Source organism: Flavobacterium soli DSM 19725 (genome assembly GCF_000422705.1).
GTDB classification, from domain to species: Bacteria; Bacteroidota; Bacteroidia; order Flavobacteriales; family Flavobacteriaceae; genus Flavobacterium; species Flavobacterium soli.
Genome location: NZ_AUGO01000003.1, coordinates 280201 through 297740, shown reverse-complemented (window position 1 = coordinate 297740; position 17540 = coordinate 280201). Strand labels below are relative to the sequence as shown.

General features: G+C 37.9%; 12 protein-coding genes and 1 tRNA gene. 10 read left to right on the top strand and 3 right to left on the bottom strand.

The genetic code is table 11. The features are described from left to right. Window positions 1-425: 425 nt before the first annotated feature. From G508_RS0106760 to G508_RS0106735, 5 genes are all read left to right on the top strand, one after another. A complete protein-coding gene (locus G508_RS0106760) occupies window positions 426-1193 on the top strand; it encodes a TatD family hydrolase (RefSeq protein ID WP_026704603.1) in 768 nt (255 codons plus the stop codon). Between the two features lie 65 nt (window positions 1194-1258). Beyond that, a complete protein-coding gene (locus G508_RS0106755) occupies window positions 1259-2395 on the top strand; it encodes a 1-acyl-sn-glycerol-3-phosphate acyltransferase (protein WP_026704602.1) in 1137 nt (378 codons plus the stop codon). Continuing rightward, complete coding sequence (locus tag G508_RS0106750; protein ID WP_051197487.1) at window positions 2385-3449, top strand: asparaginase; 1065 nt, start codon at window positions 2385-2387, stop codon at window positions 3447-3449. The genes G508_RS0106755 and G508_RS0106750 overlap by 11 nt, the downstream gene beginning before the upstream one ends. A 61-nt stretch (window positions 3450-3510) precedes the next feature. Continuing rightward, a tRNA-Ser gene (locus G508_RS0106745) sits at window positions 3511-3597 on the top strand. Between the two features lie 637 nt (window positions 3598-4234). Continuing rightward, complete coding sequence (locus G508_RS0106735) at window positions 4235-4990, top strand: hypothetical protein (RefSeq protein ID WP_026704599.1); 756 nt, start codon at window positions 4235-4237, stop codon at window positions 4988-4990. Between the two features lie 52 nt (window positions 4991-5042). Here the strand turns inward: G508_RS0106735 and G508_RS0106730 are convergent, their stop codons facing one another. Beyond that, entirely contained in the window at window positions 5043-5375 is a 333-nt protein-coding gene (locus G508_RS0106730; RefSeq protein ID WP_026704598.1) for a hypothetical protein, read from the bottom strand. A 3-nt stretch (window positions 5376-5378) separates the two neighbouring features. Then, entirely contained in the window at window positions 5379-7076 is a 1698-nt protein-coding gene (locus G508_RS0106725) for a hypothetical protein (RefSeq protein WP_157485893.1), read from the bottom strand. Window positions 7077-7242: 166 nt separating this feature from the next. On the opposite strand from G508_RS0106725, the gene G508_RS0106720 reads away from it, so the two are divergent. The 3 genes from G508_RS0106720 to G508_RS0106695 all read left to right on the top strand — a co-directional run bounded on the left by G508_RS0106720 (window position 7243) and on the right by G508_RS0106695 (window position 11777). Next, window positions 7243-7638, top strand: a complete 396-nt coding sequence (locus G508_RS0106720) for a helix-turn-helix domain-containing protein (protein WP_026704596.1) — start codon at window positions 7243-7245, stop codon at window positions 7636-7638. Window positions 7639-8209: 571 nt separating this feature from the next. Then, window positions 8210-11074 carry a tetratricopeptide repeat protein gene (locus tag G508_RS0106700; protein ID WP_026704595.1) on the top strand — a complete coding sequence of 955 codons (2865 nt, stop codon included), beginning with the start codon at window positions 8210-8212 and terminating at the stop codon, window positions 11072-11074. Next, window positions 11064-11777, top strand: a complete 714-nt coding sequence (locus G508_RS0106695; RefSeq protein WP_026704594.1) for a peptide arginase family protein — start codon at window positions 11064-11066, stop codon at window positions 11775-11777. Before G508_RS0106700 ends, G508_RS0106695 begins: the two co-directional genes overlap by 11 nt. A 174-nt stretch (window positions 11778-11951) precedes the next feature. On the opposite strand, the gene G508_RS0106690 is transcribed toward G508_RS0106695, so the two are convergent. After that, complete coding sequence (locus G508_RS0106690) at window positions 11952-12158, bottom strand: hypothetical protein (RefSeq protein WP_026704593.1); 207 nt, start codon at window positions 12156-12158, stop codon at window positions 11952-11954. Between the two features lie 323 nt (window positions 12159-12481). Here G508_RS0106690 and G508_RS19490 point away from each other — a divergent pair, with 323 nt between their 5' ends. Further along, on the top strand, window positions 12482-14419 hold the full coding sequence (locus G508_RS19490; protein WP_051197485.1) for a T9SS type A sorting domain-containing protein: 1938 nt from the start codon (window positions 12482-12484) through the stop codon (window positions 14417-14419). Window positions 14420-14515: 96 nt separating this feature from the next. Beyond that, a complete protein-coding gene (locus tag G508_RS0106680; RefSeq protein ID WP_026704591.1) occupies window positions 14516-17539 on the top strand; it encodes a hypothetical protein in 3024 nt (1007 codons plus the stop codon). Window position 17540: the final 1 nt, after the last annotated feature.

The window sequence follows — 17540 nt, the reverse complement described above, 5'->3', positions numbered from 1 at the left end:
AAAGTAAAAATAACGCAATTGGTTTCAAATATTTCAAAATTAAATACTAAATCTTTCAAGTAGCATTTATGCATCAACTTGTAGGATAGTAGTGTCATACTATCTTGAAAGCACTGTTTTTATAAAAGTGTCTGTTTGAGCACACATTTTGTCTGTTTGAGGCATAGTTCTGTTCGTTTTGGGCATAGTTCTGTTCGTTTGAGGCGTAGTTCTGTTCATTCTAGGCATAGTTTTGTTCATTCTAGGCATAGTTCTGTTCGTTTGAGGCACAATACAGTTTCTTTGAGGTATAAGACTGTCTGTTTGAGGCATAGATTGAATTTTTAAATAGTTGAAATTAGAATTACTACCCTAAAACTTTATATTCGTGAGGGAAAGCCTTTCTTTTTGGGCAACTTTGTATCTTTGCAACTTTATATTTAAATATGACCATTACCGATACCCATAGCCATATTTACAGTGAAGAATTTGCCCACGACCGAAAGGACATGATGCAACGTGCTTTTGATAATGGTGTTACCCGAATATTTGTGCCTTCGATCGATTCTTCTTATACCGATAAAATGTATCAGATGGAAGCCGATTATCCCGAAAATGTATTTCTGATGATGGGTTTGCATCCTACCTATGTAAAGGAAAATTATCTTGAAGAGCTTGCATTTGTCGAAACGGAATTGTCTAAGAAGAAGTTTTATGCCGTTGGCGAAATCGGGATCGATTTGTTTTGGGACAAGACCCATTTGAAGGAACAGCAATTTGCCTTTAGACGACAAATTCAATTGGCAAAACAGTATAAATTGCCCATCAATATTCATTGCAGGGATGCTTTTGACGAAGTCTTCGAAATTTTAGAAGAAGAAAAGTCGTCCGAATTATGGGGCATTTTTCATTGCTTTACGGGTAATTATGAACAGGCTTTGCAGGCAATTTCCTGCAATATGAAACTCGGAATTGGCGGAGTCGTAACCTTCAAGAACGGAAAAATAGATCAGTTTTTGGATAAAATCGATTTGAAACACATTGTTTTAGAAACCGATTCGCCCTATTTGGCTCCAATTCCCTATCGCGGAAAAAGAAATGAAAGCAGCTATATCGTGAATGTTATAACTAAATTAGCCGAAATCTATAAAGTAACTCCCAATAAAATTGCGGAAATTACAACCGAAAATTCAAAGGCAATTTTCGGGATTTAATCAAAAGAGAACAAGCATGTCAATAAAATTTTGTTCTTTTGTTCTACCAATTTTAAACTAAAAAAATGCAGCAATTTGACGCAATTCGGCCGTTTTATGATTCGGAAATAAATGAAGCAATCCAGAAGGTGGTGCACCACCCGATGATGAAGGCTCTGATGAATTTTGCTTTTCCAGATGTGGAGGATGAGGTTTGGAAAGAACAACTCAAAAAAACGCACTCTATTCGGGATTTTCAATGCAATTTTATTTACCAGGCATTGACTCAGGTGCTCCAAAAAACGTCTGAAGGCCTTACTACATCTGGCTTTGAGAAGTTAGATAAAAACACTTCCTATCTTTATATCTCAAACCATAGGGATATCATTTTAGATACTTCCTTGCTCAATGCTTGTCTTTTTGATCATGGTTTGATCATGACAGCTTCGGCAATTGGTGACAATTTGGTGAAGAAATCGTTTCTTTATACGTTATCTAAATTGAACCGTAACTTTTTGGTTTTGAGAGGTCTTCCGCCAAGGGAATTGTTGCAAAGTTCTAAATTGTTGTCGGAATATATTGGACAACTTTTGCTACGCGAAAACCGCTCGGTTTGGATAGCCCAACGTGAAGGAAGAACAAAAGATGGCAATGACGCTACACATCAAGGTGTTTTGAAAATGCTTGCCATGGGATCTGATGAAGCCAATTTGATGGATTATTTCAAGAAGGTAAAGATTGTTCCGGTTTCGATTTCCTATGAATATGATCCTACGGATGCATTAAAAATGCCACAATTGATGGCTGAAGCCAATAATGAAATTTACATCAAGGAAAAAAATGAAGATTTCATGACGCTATTAAGTGGTATCATGGGCCAGAAAAAAAGAATACATATTCATGTTGGAGAAGTTTTAGACCAAGAAATAGACGAAATCAAAGCAAATTTTGATAATTCGAATAAGCAAATTCAGGCATTGGCACAAGCCATAGATGATTCTATCCTAAACAGTTACAAGCTTTGGCCTACGAATTATATCGCTTATGATATTTTGAACAAAACCAACAAGTATGCTCATTTATATACTGAAAAGGAAAAATCACTTTTCGAAAGAAGGTTAGAGATTAGAATCGATGAAGATAATCCGGTTGAAATGCAAGGTTTTTTAGCCATGTATGCTAATCCGGTGGTGAACAAATCAAAATACGAAAATGCAATCTAAAAGTCCCTTAGCCTCCAAATCAGGGACTTTTTCAAGACCCAATATTCTTCTGATTTATACAGGAGGAACCATTGGAATGATGAAGGATTTTGAAACGGGAGCCTTGAAAGCTTTCAATTTCAGTAAATTGTTGCAAAGGATTCCCGAGTTGAAGCAGCTCGATTGTGAAATTGAAACCCATTCTTTCGAGCATCCAATCGATTCCTCGAATATGAATCCAGAGAAATGGCAAAAAATAGCATCGATTATTGAGCAGAAATATGCTTTGTTTGATGGTTTTGTGGTACTTCATGGATCAGACACGATGTCCTATTCGGCTTCAGCCTTAAGCTTTATGCTCGAAAACTTGGCAAAACCAGTAGTGTTTACAGGTTCTCAGTTGCCAATTGGGGATTTGAGAACAGATGCGAAAGAGAATTTGATTACCGCTATTCAAATTGCTTCTTTGCAGTATAAAAACAAACCAGTTATTGGGGAAGTTTGCCTTTATTTTGAATACAAACTATATAGAGGTAACCGAACAACCAAAATCAATGCTGAACATTTCAATGCTTTTATGTCTCCCAATTATCCTCCGTTGGCGGAATCAGGTGTCCATATCAAGCTCAATAAGGAATTGTTTTTGTCTAAAACCAATTCCAAAAAACTAGTGGTTCATAAAGATCTGGATCCAAATGTGGTCATCTTGAAAATGTTTCCAGGAATTAATGAAGATGTTTTGACGGCAATTTTCAATATCCCGAATTTAAAAGGGGTTGTGCTGGAAACGTATGGAGCCGGAAATGCTCCAACAGATGAATGGTTTATCAATGCCTTGAAAAAAGCAATAAAATCAGGATTGCATATCGTGAATGTAACACAATGTTCGGCCGGAAGTGTCAGTATGGGACATTATGAAACGAGTACTTCCATGAAAAAAATAGGAGTAATCTCTGGGAAAGATATTACAACCGAAACAGCAATAACCAAGCTGATGTACCTTATTGGTCAAAAAGTTTCCCCTAATGTTTTCAAAACTATTTTTGAAACTTCATTGAGAGGCGAATTATCATAAAAATTACTTTTAAATTTCGTTTAGTGGTATTTTTTTGTGTTCTTTGCAACCGCAACTATTTAGAAGGGTGTCCGAGTGGTTGAAGGAGCAAGCCTGGAAAGTTTGTATGTGGGTAACTGCATCGTGGGTTCGAATCCCATCCCTTCTGCAAAAATTCATTTAAATTACTTCAAAACCCTTTAAATTATATTATTTAAAGGGTTTTTGTTTACATCACAATTCAAACTATTCCTTTTTTAGATCTGTGTTGAATTGGGGATTGTGATATCAAATTAATACGTCCTGATACTGTTTCCCTGCTTAAGTGCAGTGTCTTCCTGAGTTTTTGAAAGCTATCGCTGCTACTTAGCCGTTGGAAAATTTTAAAATCATTACATGAAAAAATGAAGATTTCCATCCTTATGCGGGAATCATACCGTCCCTATTTGAAACCGCCAACTGTTTGCATACCCCCATTAGCCCGCCTGGTGGCGGTTTAGTCGCCCTTACAACGCTGTTGTAACGCAGCTGCAACGCTTTTACAACGTATTTACCGTGCTTCCGATCCCTCCAAATGCTCAGGGTCAAGTCCCCTTTAAGCTATGGATCGGCATTTTCAGGCTTCCATTGACATCCAAGCCTCTTTACATTCAAATTGCCTGAGTATCGTATTCTGTTTTTTTGGCATTATTTGGGGACAGAAAGGTCTTTTTGAGGACCTTCCGGACAGCAGAGGAGCTGCCTTTGTCGAAGGCCCATTGTCGGTTGCTACCTTTGTGGTATTGTTTCATTAAACGTATAGCATTATGGCACGCGTCACCAGCATTTTCAGTATTGAGGGTACGATTGGGGAACTGACCTTCTACAGGCACCGGAATGGAAAACATTTCGTCAGAGGAAAAAGTTCGCTTACCAAAGAGCGTGTCGCCAGCGATTCCGCATTTGAGCGAACACGGGAGAACAGCCGTGAGTTTGCGGACCTGAACAGGGCAGGGAAGCTGATACGGCAGGGTTGCAGGGCCTTACTGTTGCTTGCCAAAGACCCGAAGCTGCTCCAGCGGATGGTGAAGGTGCTGATGCAAGTGAAAGCGCAGGACCTTGCTTCGGAGCGCGGGAAGCGGAGTGTGGCAAAGGGACTGCTTACGGCTGAGGGAAGGCGACTTCTGACAGGATTTGATTTCAATTCGAGGTCAACGCTCGGCTCGGTGCTGCTTTGCCAGTATGTCCTTGAAAGCGATTATGTCCTTGGCTTGCCCTCGCTGGTACCCGCCACCATGCTGCAGTATCCGAAGGCTGCGACCCATGTTGCGTTCCAAACTGGGCTCCTTGAGGTAGATTTCGAGCAGGGCAGCACGGTGCTGCGTTGCAGCAGTATCCAACAGCTTCCTTTAGATCTCAGTCCGATTGACCTGAAGATAAGCCTGGATCATACCCCCTCTGATTCCAGTATCTCTTTCTGGATGCTCCTTGTCGAGTTCCTCCAGGAGGTCAACGGTGCGCTTTATCCCTTGCATGATCAGTCTTATAATGCATTAACTGTGGTGGATGTTGCTTCTCAATGACCTTTTTGCCCTAATGGAATGCCTGTTTCGCATCAGCTGAACCGAGGTTTACCTATTTCTCCAATTGCTTTTCCCTTAGCATTTCATAAATCCCATCCACCAGTTGCATTTCTTCCAAAGGCAGCAGCTGCAAGAGCAGTTCCAAGACACCCCTGACGGCACTTTGCGGGTTCCTGACCTCCGTCACCTCCTCACTACTGGCATCCAGTGCCGCCAGGGATACCTTGACGATGTCGATGATCAGCCATTGCAACTCGATATAGCTGCTTACCTCCAGTGACAGCTGTAATTTTCCCCTCCGGTTTTCATTGGGTTGCAGCAGTTGGAATTTGCCTTTTGCAAATTCCTTCAGTTCTTCAAACGATTCGATCTTATCCTTTTCCATCCCTCAGTTATTTTGGTTATTATTTTCGTCCAATAGTTCAATCCTTTCCATTTCCTTCGCGATAAGCTTGTCCGACCTGTCTACAAATTCATTGTAGCGGTTGCTTAGCACTTCATAATCGTGCGAAGCCACATCATCGATATAGCCATGTCGAAGTGATGTGGTAGCACCCGACAGTATCTTGAGAAACTCCTTGTCCTTATCCGTTTGCCTCGGGAAGATTTCGGAGGTAAGCGGTGTAAAATACTCGCACAGTTCAAAGAGGAATGGCAGGGAATATTGATGTGGCGTATAGCCAAGGAAAAGCCTTATCAATCCAAGGCAGGTTTGCTCCACCACAAGGCGCATCAGATACACGTGTATCTTTGTGGCTCCGCCTCCATCCATGCCCTCGGCCTCCTGCAGGAACGAGGCAGTCCTTATCCGTTGGTGCAGATAGATCTTGGCCGAAGGATAATGCCGGGCGGGCACCTTGTCGAACGGCAGATAGGGCGGATTTACGCTTTCCTTGAAAAGCAATTGGGCACGTTCCATGATCTGGTGGAAGAAATACTGCTGGTCGCCTTCCTTTTGGCGTAAAGACTTCTTGGAATGCATCACCACAGTGGCCGTGCACCGTCCATTGGTCTGTTCCTTAATTCTATAGGACAGGTTACCGGGAATATCCGCCTGATATTCCTTTACGATCAGGAACAGGTAGTAGTGGGTCGTTTGGAATTCGACTTCATGGGCATCAAGGACACAGCCTGTGGCGGATCTGCTGGAATGCTTTTTTCCAAAACAGTAGAGGGCTGAAACGGCAACGGCTTGGGTAATGATCCTCGTGATGGCTTCTAGTGGGTCGTTATCAGCCATCGCAATCAGTGGTGCTTTTGCCCTGCCCAGTTCATAGTGGCATCGTTTCCTGCACTGGCTGAAAAGCCTTGCCACCTCCATCCTGATCCATTCCTTTTTGGCTACGGCGGCATCTACCTGCTCTTGGCTAAAAGTAGTTGTACCAGTCCCGTTACGCACTGCAGCACACGAGTCATTCAGGGCATCAAGCAAGACTTTTTCCTCTTCCTTATCCATATCAAAGGCCCTGCCTAATACATTTGAAAAAAGGGCAATCCGTGATTGATGCACGCCCAGGTCGTCATTTGCAATCCACTCCCCACTCAGGAACCATTCCGCTGCCCTGAAGAGCCACATTATATTCTGATGTACCTGAAACATCGCGTGCAGGTAGTCGCCATTCTTGCGGTGATATTTGACATTGAGGCCCGATGAAAAAGCGGCATGGTCTTCCATCTTATAGGCCGCCTTGGCTTTTTTCAGGAAGCGTTTCGGTTTCAATTGGGAAACCAGACCTATTTCCGTACTATCCGCCGTACTGTAAGCCAAGGTATTGTGATTGCAGTGGATGGCAAAGAAGGGATTGCCTTCTTTCAGGGATTCCTCCATCCAGCTTCCATCAAAGATACGGAAGGTGAATTCTGGAAAACCTTGAAATACTTTCCAATACTGCTCCGTGAGTTCATACCAGCAGTAAGGGCTGTCCTCGCTGATCATCACGATGATGATGCCCTCGTTTACTCCTTCCTCCAGATGGGGCGAGAAGTAGATGGTGTTCGCCATTGAAAAGGATAGCAACAGCTCAATGGCCCTTGTAAGTGGTGCGTGCTGTGGGTGGTCGTGTTGCAATACGATGTTGTGGTACATAATTTTTGATTTTAAGGTGAAACGTGACAGAAAAATTGTATTTTTGTTATGGACTGCAAGTAAGCACAGGCAGCCGATGTACCGAATCCTTTTTCATTGTATGGTACATTTTCCGTTATGTTTTTTACATTTGCTTTATTACACAATCAAATACTACCTTTGAATTATGACAACACCAACCAAAAACCACATCGGACGCAAGATCAGCCGCATCCGCGAATTGAAGGATATGAAACAGGAAGCTTTGGCCCAGGCCATGGGCACTAGCCAGCAGGCGGTTTCCATTATGGAGAACAGTGAAACCATTGAGGAGGAAAAACTGGCTGAGGTGGCGAAGGCACTTGGAGTTAGTGTTGAGGCTATTAAGAATTTTTCAGAGGAAGCTGTTATAAATTACTTTAATACGTTTACCGGCACTGATTTCAGTAACAGTCAAGGAGCTTTTAGTCATAATCGTGATTGTACTTTCAATCCTTTAGATAAGGTTGTAGAGCTTTATGAACGTTTGGTTCAAGCGGAGAAAGACAAAGTGATTTACTTAGAGAAATTATTGAATAAATAAAATAAGGACTGCCATATTAATTTGATAATGCCTTTGTTTAAGCGAATTAATGAAATACCTAGACCTCATTATCAAAAACAAAACAAACGGTGCAGAATTAATCATCACCGCAAACCCATATCTGTTCAAAGAAGTATAACTACTAGTTCATCATGCTCTAGTTGTAGAACGTTGGAAAATAACCGCATTCCTACATCCCGAAACCAACCTAATCAAATACGAAAACGGCACTGACAAACCACTAGAATATTATTGCATCAATCTAAGAATAAGCGAAATGTATTTCATCCCATTAGAAAACCCAAAAAAATCAACCGATTTAGGAATAAAAGTGTTACTCAAAAACTATATTGTCCACAAAGAAAACCCAAGACTTCGGGAAGCAGTTTAAGTTCACATTGAACGTCTAGTGGGAGAAAAAGCATTTGCTAATGATATTGCATTTATTGAGATTGGACAATTGGAAGGAGATAATGAAAACCAAATTGACTGTACAAAATAGAAAAGCATTTCTTGAAAGCAAAAAAACTGTGTTAAATTCATTACTTTTAAAGCTTAAATTTTTCATTGAATGCTTGAACAAATAATTGATGTATTTGAAGTTAATACAGATGCAATAGCTACAAACAGGGGATTTTACTACCAATACTTAACTATTCTAAAAAAATGGATAGTTAATTTTATTGAAGATAATGACTTTGACGCTTATTCCGAGGTTGACCAAGATATCAAAGAAGTAGGCGAAACTTTAATTTTTACACAAGTAAAATGCTATACTTCAAACTTTAGTTTAAATTCTGAAGAAGTAAAAAATACAATATTCAATTTTTTTATATTATATCAAAAAAACAAAGATTTTAGTGGTGATTCTACTTTCTGTTTTTCTACAAATACAAGTATTTCTTCCAGAGAGAAATTATTATCAAAATGGATAAATGATGAAAATTTGAGTGATGAAAATTTAAGAAAATTATGTATTGACAAAATAAAAGAAATCTTAATTAAGGAAATAAAAAACAGAAAAAATAAAAAGTTAAATCAAAAAAGATCTGAGGAAAAACAAAATTTAATTAAGTTATCAGCTACTAATCTAATTGAAATTGTCAATAATGAAGTTGAAATTTTTACTAGAAAAATTAAATGGAAATTTGAAAGTCTTTCACCTGATGTTGCTATCGTAAAATTGAAAATTGAAATTGAAAATCTATTAGAAAATAATAAATTTCAAAATAGACCAGTTTCGCTTCTGTTTGGTGTTTTTATTTCTGAAATATATAAACGTTCTCAAGAAAAAGATCCAGAAAACAGAAGTTTAACAAAAAAGACAATTATTAATCTTTTAGGTCGTTCAGATACCGAGCTTGAAAAATATTTGAACATAAAATTTTTCAGATTAATAAATATAGAGTTAGATTTATTAAGGACTGATATTAAAGATATTCAATCAAAAATTGAAAATCATACTAATCAAATTGATTTGTTAAAAAAATCATTTAAAAAGTCTAAAAATAATGAAATACCAAAATTTTTAAATCTAATACCAGATTATATCTCAATAAATATTTATGATTGGGAACCATTTATAGCAGAGATAAACTCACAACTAACTACAACAAAATTAATATCAGTTTTCTCTCATGGTGGAATGGGTAAAACTTCATTCGCTAAAAAATATTTGCAAACCTATTCTAGCTACAATCATTTAATTTGGGTAACTGTTGAAAATTCGTTGAGCCATTCATTTGCATTTGATGAAATACTTATAAAAAATCTTAATCTTGAATTTTCCTCTATACATGAAGTTGAATGTAGATTTGTAAATATTTTAAACGAACTAAATAAAATTGAAGGAAAAAATTTAATTATTGTTGATATTCAAGAATTTGAAGAAGATAAGGCTTCACTAAATAAGTTTTTAAGCTTGACAAATTGGGAGAAATTGATATTATCGAGAAGTAAGATCAAAACAGTTCCTTGTGTAAAATTACCTCAAATAAGCATTCAAAACTGCAAAAATATTTTTAACTCATATATAAGCAGGCAACAAAAAACGGACTCATCAATATTGACTGAATTCATTGAATATGTTGATTTTAACATTCTTGTCATTGAACTAGTTGCAAAAACAATTGAAAATAGTTTTGACTTAACTCTTGAGTACTTCTATAATTCATTAAAAGAACAAGATTTGGATGATGATGAATATAAAATTGACATTGATATTTTAGAGGAGAATGATAGCATCAAAATTTTTAATTACTTGATTAAGAAATTTAGTTTTGAAAATCTTAATTCACATGAAAAAGGATATTTGGAATTTCTTTCAATTTTACCTTCAAGAGACATAATAATTGAAGATATTATATTAATAAATGGATTAGAGCATTATAAAGAGAATAAAGTTCATATTATAAACTTATTAATAAGTTTGGATAAAAAAGGACTAATAGAATTTGCAGATGACCAGCAAAGAATTAATATTCATAAAATAATAAAAGAAGTACTTTTATATAATCAAAGAAAAATTGCTTTACCTTTTTTTGGAAATTTATTTTATATCACATGGCTAACAGTAAGAATTAAAGAAGGTCAAAATAATCCAGCTGTTTCATTCAAATATTTAAGGTATGCACAATCCATTCTAAGCTCCATAAAAGAAGAATATAGAAATGCAGTATATCAACCATTAATAATGTTAGAAAACGAATTATTATACTCATATCGTTTTTATTTTAATTCTGAAAATGATTTAAATCTTTGGATTGATTTAGCTTCAAGAGCTGAAAAGTATCCGATGCTTGATAAAATTAATCTTGGAGTAATTTATGTTAATTTAGGTTTAGCTTATGCTTATACAGATTCTAACCAAGCAATCTCACAATTTAAAAAAGCTTTAGGTCTTTTCGAACAAAATGAAATGAAATTAAAAAATGAAATTATTATAACTTTAAACAATATCTCTAATACATACTTAAAAAATAAAGATGTTGAAAAAGCATTAGAAAATTTTAAAAATATTCAGAAGTTTAGAAAGAAGCATAGTTTATACGATGATCAACAACTTGTGATTGAGTATCGAATAATAGCAGACAGTTATAAAATTTGTGGTGATATTAAATCAGCTATTAAATATATGAGTGAAGGGATAAAATTACATTATACTTTAGATCAAGGAAAAAGAAATGATTTTTATTTAAGTGCTTGTTATAACTACTTGTCCCAATTATACTTACTTGACAATAATATTGATTTTGCAATAATACACCAAGAAAATGCCGTAAAAACACTTGAAAATATGAAATTAGAAAATAGTGAATATTTATTATTTATGTACCAAATTTTAGTTCATTTATTTAAGCATAAAGGTTGCACAGAAAAAGTAGACAAAATAAATCTAAAAATAAATTCTTTTAAATCAATCAACTATGTGGATTAAAAAGCCGGAGGTTCCTCTTGGAGTATCTCATCACGAAACATTAAACTTTGTTTTAAAACATGAAAACATTTATGTAATGGATAATCATTTAGCAGCAAGTTGGTGTTGGATGGATAGTATTGATGTTGCAACAGTACATAATCTCTTCCACATAGACAGACACTATGATTTATTACATTATCCAAATACTGTCCAAACTCAAATAATTGATACTGGTGTTCAATTAAATAATCTGTCATTAGAGGAATATGTTGCATTAAGACAACCAATGCGGGGAGTTCAAGACGCTGCTTTATTCAGATGGGACAATTATATTGGAAATCTACATTTAGTTTACCCAAATTTATTTGGAATAAAGTATTTTGCGACACATAATGACGGTACAGTCCTTGAAGGTTTTATAGACCGTGAATATGAAATTAAAGATCTTTCTACCAATGTGGAATATTGGATGAGCCAAAAAGAAAATAAATGGATCCTAAATTTAGATATCGATTATTTTTTTGCAGCTTCTGAAGATGGAAAATACCAAATGCTCACCGATGAATATATCATAGAACTTTGTAAAAATATTAACGAGGCGAGAAAACACATAGCCGTTATTACAATTTGTTTAAGCCCTGAGTGTTGTGGTGGCTGGGATATTTCAATTAAAAAAGCTAAATTAATATGTAAACACTTAGGTTTTGAATTACCATTATAAGTTTAAAAAACAGTCTCTAAACTTGGTAAATAGACAATAATATTTCTCTTGTCAGCTTTCAAAACATCTAACATTTGATAACAAAATCCACAGAAGTAGCACTTTTTATACTAAAAGACAGTGCGCCACCCCTTTGATACTGTAACACTACTCTATTTAATTTCTGTAGAAAACCTATTCCCTATTTTTTACCAATTCCACATTCAGATTATATCCTAACTTTTCAGTCTTTGCCACCAATTGCCTGAATGAGGGCAAATGCTTCCCGTTTTTCCATTCCTTTATCCTTTCAACAGGTTTGCCTGTCCTCCTGGAAAGTTCTGCCTGGTTGAAATTTACAACTTCCAAGAGCTTGAGGAATATTTCAAATTGGATCTCCATAGTGATTTTTATACAACTATAATGTATAGCCAGCACAGGATACCTACTCTTTATACGATTACAATATCAAGTATTTAGACACCTGTCTTTTTGTGTTTTAAAATGTTGAAGTAGGTCTTGGAAAATGAATGCCCTAAAGGGCAAAGTGGACTATTATTCATTATTCGTAAAAAATTAACATTTAAAGTTTTCAATCCCTTCCAAAAACCGTAAAACTACCTATTGAATTTTTGCGAAATTCTTACTAATGCTTTCCAAATATTTTGTTAATTTTCAGCAATCGTAAGATAATACACAGGAATACTATTTTTAAGCTGCACATTATGAGAAAATTGCTTCCCTTTTTGCTACTGCCCCTGGGGCTTTCTGCCCAGGAGATCCTCTGGGAGAAATCCTTCGGGGGACGCCATGCCGAGTACCTGAACGACATCCAGCCCACTGCCGACTATGGCTTTATCCTTGGGGGAAGCTCCCTCTCGATGAAGTCGGGCAACAAGACCGATCCCGGAAGCGGGGATTTGGACTACTGGATCTGGAAGATGGACGAGCATGGGAGTGCCGAATGGCAGAAGAGCTTTGGCGGAGGGGCAAGTGATTTGTTGCACAGCATCAAGACGACACATGATGGTGGTTTTTTGTTGGCCGGAACTTCTAACAGTACAGTAGGCTATCAAAAGACAGCTGAGGGACATGGTGGCAATGATTATTGGGTGATCAAGCTCAATGCAAAGGGCGACCCGATGTGGCAGAAGTGTTTTGGTGGTATTGGGCAGGATGACCTGCAGACCGTGGTGGTGACCAAGGATGGGGGGTATTTGCTGGGTGGTACTTCGAATTCATCCACCCCGCCCTACGGCCACCCCTCCAAAGGAGGGGAATCCAATATTGGGGTAAAAAAGGAAAAGACAAGGGGGAATACCGACTATTGGTTGGTCAAGATCGATGCCGATGGGAATGAGCAGTGGCAGAAGACCTATGGCGGGCAATATGCCGACCAGCTGCGGGATGTGGAACAGACCAGGGACGGCGGCTTTATCGTGGCGGGCTATTCCAACAGTCCGACCTCGGGCGAGAAATTGCAGGAGAACCTGGGTCAGGGCGGCGACTTCTGGATACTGAAATTGGATGAAAACGGCAATATCGAGTGGCAGCAGACTATCGGTGGTGCACATGACGACCAGCCCTACGCCATCCACCAGACGTCGGACCTTGGCTATATGGTGGCGGGAAGTTCCAACAGCCAGACCCGTACCTCGAAGAAGGGAACCGACCTTTGGGTGGTTCGGCTTGGGGAAAACGGCGAGACGCTCTGGGAAGAGGCGTATGACATCGGCTCGGTGGATATCCTGACTTCCCTAGTGGAAAACCAGGACGGCAGCTTCCTTATTGGTGCCTACAGTCCGATTTCCAACAATGAGGAGCAAGGCAATGAAGGCCTTAACGACTATATGGCGATCAAGATCTCTGAAAAGGGGGAAGAACTCTGGAGGCAATCCATCGGAAGTGAGGGCGAGGACATTCTTCGGAAGGTGGTAATGTCCCGCGATGGCGGCTACCTGATGGCGGGTACTTCCAATCCCGAGTTCAAGGGCTTTGCCCACAGGAGGCAACAGAAGAAAAAGGGACTGGTGGAAGGACTTAGCCCCTTGGACAGCAGCCAGCAGCTTGCCGGAGCACAGAAGGCTCAGCAGGAACTGGATACTATGGTAAACGATACCGCTTCGCAGGTCAATGAAGCCGTTGCAGGCCAATTGGACTCGGCAACCAAGGACATTAACGAGGCCTTGGGGAATACCAACGACTCGGGCTTCAAGCTTGGGGTGAACTCCCCAGTAGGCAACCTGCTGAACCCTACCAACTCAGGCGGAGGCAATGGCGGCAGCCAGGGAGGTGCGGTACCGATGGAAAATCTTGGGCCAAAGCCGGGTGCGAAGATCTCACGGGACAAGAAGCTAAACTATGGCGGGAAGGATTTCTGGGTGGTGAAGATCAAGGACAAGGACAAGCCGTTGAAGGAAAAGATCAAGATCGAGGCCATTCCCAATCCTGTAATAAGCTATACGAACGTGATTGTTGGCTTTGACTTTGACATTGGCACGGCACGCCTGTATGACATAGGGGGTCGCGAGCTCCAGAAGTTCGAGATCGACAGCCGGACGGTTCCTGTAAACCTCTCAGGATATCCGGTGGGGGTGTATATCGTGAATATCCAGACCAACAAGGGTGAGGGAAGCGTGAAGGTAATCAAGAATGACAATTAAAAACAGAACAAATTAGCTATAATTATTATGAGAAATATTTCCTTCGTAAATATTGAGAAGAGAATAGGTAGTTTAACAATATGGTTATTATGCCTTTTGTTTTTTCAAAACTCAATTGCTCAAACCATCAGCAATGCATTGCCAAAAGTAACCTTACCTTCTCCAACAGCTTTTAGTATGATCAAATATACCGATGCTCCTATTAACACATCTGGAGGAAGGCCAGATGTAACAATACCAATATATACAATAAATGAACCGGGCATTACACTGCCAGTGACATTTAATTATGGATCAGGGGGAGTAAAGGTAGATGAACTTGCTTCTTCATACGGTTTAGGTTGGAATCTTATAGCCGGGGGAGTTATTACAAGAGAAGTGAGAGGTATTATGGACGAGGCATCTGTTAGAAAAAAACCTGAAGATTTCGATGACATGTCCATGCTGACAGGATATGCTACCGTTGATATTGGTTATCAAAGACATCTTGCGGGTATAACGGACCTTTCATACGGATGTGAATATTTTGACACGCATTCTTACAATAATTATCAGTATAACGATCAGGATTTAGAAGCAGATGTATTTTATTTTAATTTCAACGGCTATTCTGGCAAGTTTATGTTTGAGAATGGAATTGATAATGTTACAGGTGATGTAGCGCCTGTTTTTTTTCCTATGAGGAAAGATTTGAAAATTAGAAAAGTGATGGGGATCTATTCACCTTTTACAACTCCTCAAGGGCAATTATACAACATGAACATAATTCAAGAGTGGGAAATTACAACTCCGGATGGCATGAAGTATTATTTCGGGCAGAATTCAACAAAAGAAATCACACATAACCGTTCAACGAATAACGAAGAAATATATAATAGAGAACAAATTACCGCTTGGTACTTGACCCGAATTTATAATCCCGTAAGTAAAGAAGAAATTACTTTCACGTATTACCAGCACAACTATACCTATCAATCTGTTAATGATGAATTTTATAGTTATGCAAGAAGTCCTCTATACGATATATGTAACTACATGGCACAGCTTAATTACAACACATTTAGCAGAAGATATAGTTCGATTAAAAGTTTTGTAATTGATGAAATCAACAGCAGTAAAGTAAGGGTTAAATTTAAAGGAGTTGCCAATAGACAGGATGTAGATCAGTACAATATAAACTTGCAAGAAAGTATAAATACCAATGCAAAGATAATTGACGAAATAGAAATTTATGATAAGTGGCACAATCAGGTTTTAAAAAAATACCTTCTAAACTATAATTATTTTGTTTCAGCTACTACTAAATCTTCTTATTTACAAATTAGTGATACCAATTCAGATATTAAAAGATTGCGTTTAAATAGTATCACGGAAATAGGCAGTGACGATACTGCACTACCTTCCTATACTTTTAGTTATTATGATCAATCAGATGTGGGATGGCTACCAAGAAGGATGAGTTTTGCTAAAGATTCATGGGGGTATTTTAACAGCATTAATAATGCACGGTTATTGCCTCTCTGTTCTCAACCTGCAGACCGAAGCTCAAACAGCACTGTAGCCAAAGCTTTTATGTTAAAACAAGTTAAGTACCCAACAGGTGGTATCCACTCATTTGAATACGGTTATTTGGCAGGATTACGTCTTGATAAGATTAAAATGAAGGATCCGACAGAAATTGGACTAATCGAACAACATTATTCCTATGATTTAGGAACCTTATTAAATGTCGTACACTCATACGATTTTCAAAACACTGCAAATATTGCTGATGTTACGGTACTTGGAATGGAACCCGGAGATTCTGGACCCGGTTGTTATAGTTTAGCCACAGGGCCACATCCATACAATAATGCTTTTCATTTGCAGGGGAATCCAAATTACATATCGCTGGGCACCCAGGACTTCCGTATTTTATCCGTTAGATCATCTGCTCCAATACTGTCTGTTAATGTGCCTAATTTTGCTTCTCCTATTTATGGATCTGTAACAGTCAAGAATATGGATAATGGCGTATTCAAAGGTAGCAAAAACTATACTTTTCATAGGCCTAGTTATCTTAGCTGGATAGATAAGTATCCCGCTATTCGGGAAGAAAATGGATTATATGGCAAACCCATCTATGAGGAAATACGTAACTCGGAAGGCACCTTACTGCATAGAGTAGATTATAGTTATGAAGATTATGCAGATCCTAGACAAATAAAAGGAACATTAACAGCTTCTTCCAGAAGTTTCTATAATGGGAACGCTACGTGGGAATCTCGTATGCATTTCTATAGATTTTATAGTCTGGTTTCCAAAAGCTATCGATTGCAAACTAAAAAAATTACGGAATACGAAAATGGACAAGAAATAGAGAACCTTTATACCTATGGATATTCAAACACTATAGGAAGAAAAATTGATCTTCCTAGTAGTGTTCAACATATTGATTCACAAGGAAATGTAGTATTGGAGTCTACTTATTATTCTGGCGACAATTCGTGGCCAGCGGACTATGGAAGTACAACTAATTTACAGGCCTTATATAATGCAAATAGACTTAATGAAGTTGTTTATACAAGTAAGTATCGGAATGGAACTATAGTAGATAAATCAAAAAAAAATTACTCGTTGCAAAGTAACATTCAACAGCCTTTAGAGGTGTTTTTTGCAAAATTTAATAATCCATTTGAGAGCAGGGTGAAATATTTGTTCAATGATAGTAACGGAAATCCTCTCGAGTTTAGGAAAACAGATGATATTAGTACGGTTGTAATTTGGGGGTATCAAAAAAAGTATCCAATTGCAGAAATAAAGGCCGTTACAATGTCATATGCTTTTATAAATAGTTATGTAGTCAATTTGCAGAATCTTTCCAATTTAGATGTTGATGCAGTATCTGAAGAAAATTTAAGAGTGGCTTTGAATAATTTAAGAACGCAGTTTCCCAACGATATGATTACAACTTATACCTATGATCCTAACATAGGTATAACCAGTAAAACGGATGAAAAAGGTTATACGCTTTACTATACCTACGATAATTTTCAGCGATTAACGTGCATAAAAGAAAGGGGAGCCGTTGCAGGAACTTTTAATATACTTTCTTGTAATGAATATAAATATAAACTTTAAC

What these genes read in the sequence shown, in the direction of transcription:
- G508_RS0106760 (WP_026704603.1), top strand. Translation starts at nt 426, where the DNA reads ATGACCATTACCGATACCCATAGCCATATTTACAGTGAAGAATTTGCC.
- G508_RS0106755 (WP_026704602.1), top strand. Translation starts at nt 1,259, where the DNA reads ATGCAGCAATTTGACGCAATTCGGCCGTTTTATGATTCGGAAATAAAT.
- G508_RS0106750 (WP_051197487.1), top strand. Translation starts at nt 2,385, where the DNA reads ATGCAATCTAAAAGTCCCTTAGCCTCCAAATCAGGGACTTTTTCAAGA.
- G508_RS0106735 (WP_026704599.1), top strand. Translation starts at nt 4,235, where the DNA reads ATGGCACGCGTCACCAGCATTTTCAGTATTGAGGGTACGATTGGGGAA.
- G508_RS0106730 (WP_026704598.1), bottom strand. Translation starts at nt 5,375, where the DNA reads ATGGAAAAGGATAAGATCGAATCGTTTGAAGAACTGAAGGAATTTGCA.
- G508_RS0106725 (WP_157485893.1), bottom strand. Translation starts at nt 7,076, where the DNA reads ATGTACCACAACATCGTATTGCAACACGACCACCCACAGCACGCACCA.
- G508_RS0106720 (WP_026704596.1), top strand. Translation starts at nt 7,243, where the DNA reads ATGACAACACCAACCAAAAACCACATCGGACGCAAGATCAGCCGCATC.
- G508_RS0106700 (WP_026704595.1), top strand. Translation starts at nt 8,210, where the DNA reads ATGCTTGAACAAATAATTGATGTATTTGAAGTTAATACAGATGCAATA.
- G508_RS0106695 (WP_026704594.1), top strand. Translation starts at nt 11,064, where the DNA reads ATGTGGATTAAAAAGCCGGAGGTTCCTCTTGGAGTATCTCATCACGAA.
- G508_RS0106690 (WP_026704593.1), bottom strand. Translation starts at nt 12,158, where the DNA reads ATGGAGATCCAATTTGAAATATTCCTCAAGCTCTTGGAAGTTGTAAAT.
- G508_RS19490 (WP_051197485.1), top strand. Translation starts at nt 12,482, where the DNA reads ATGAGAAAATTGCTTCCCTTTTTGCTACTGCCCCTGGGGCTTTCTGCC.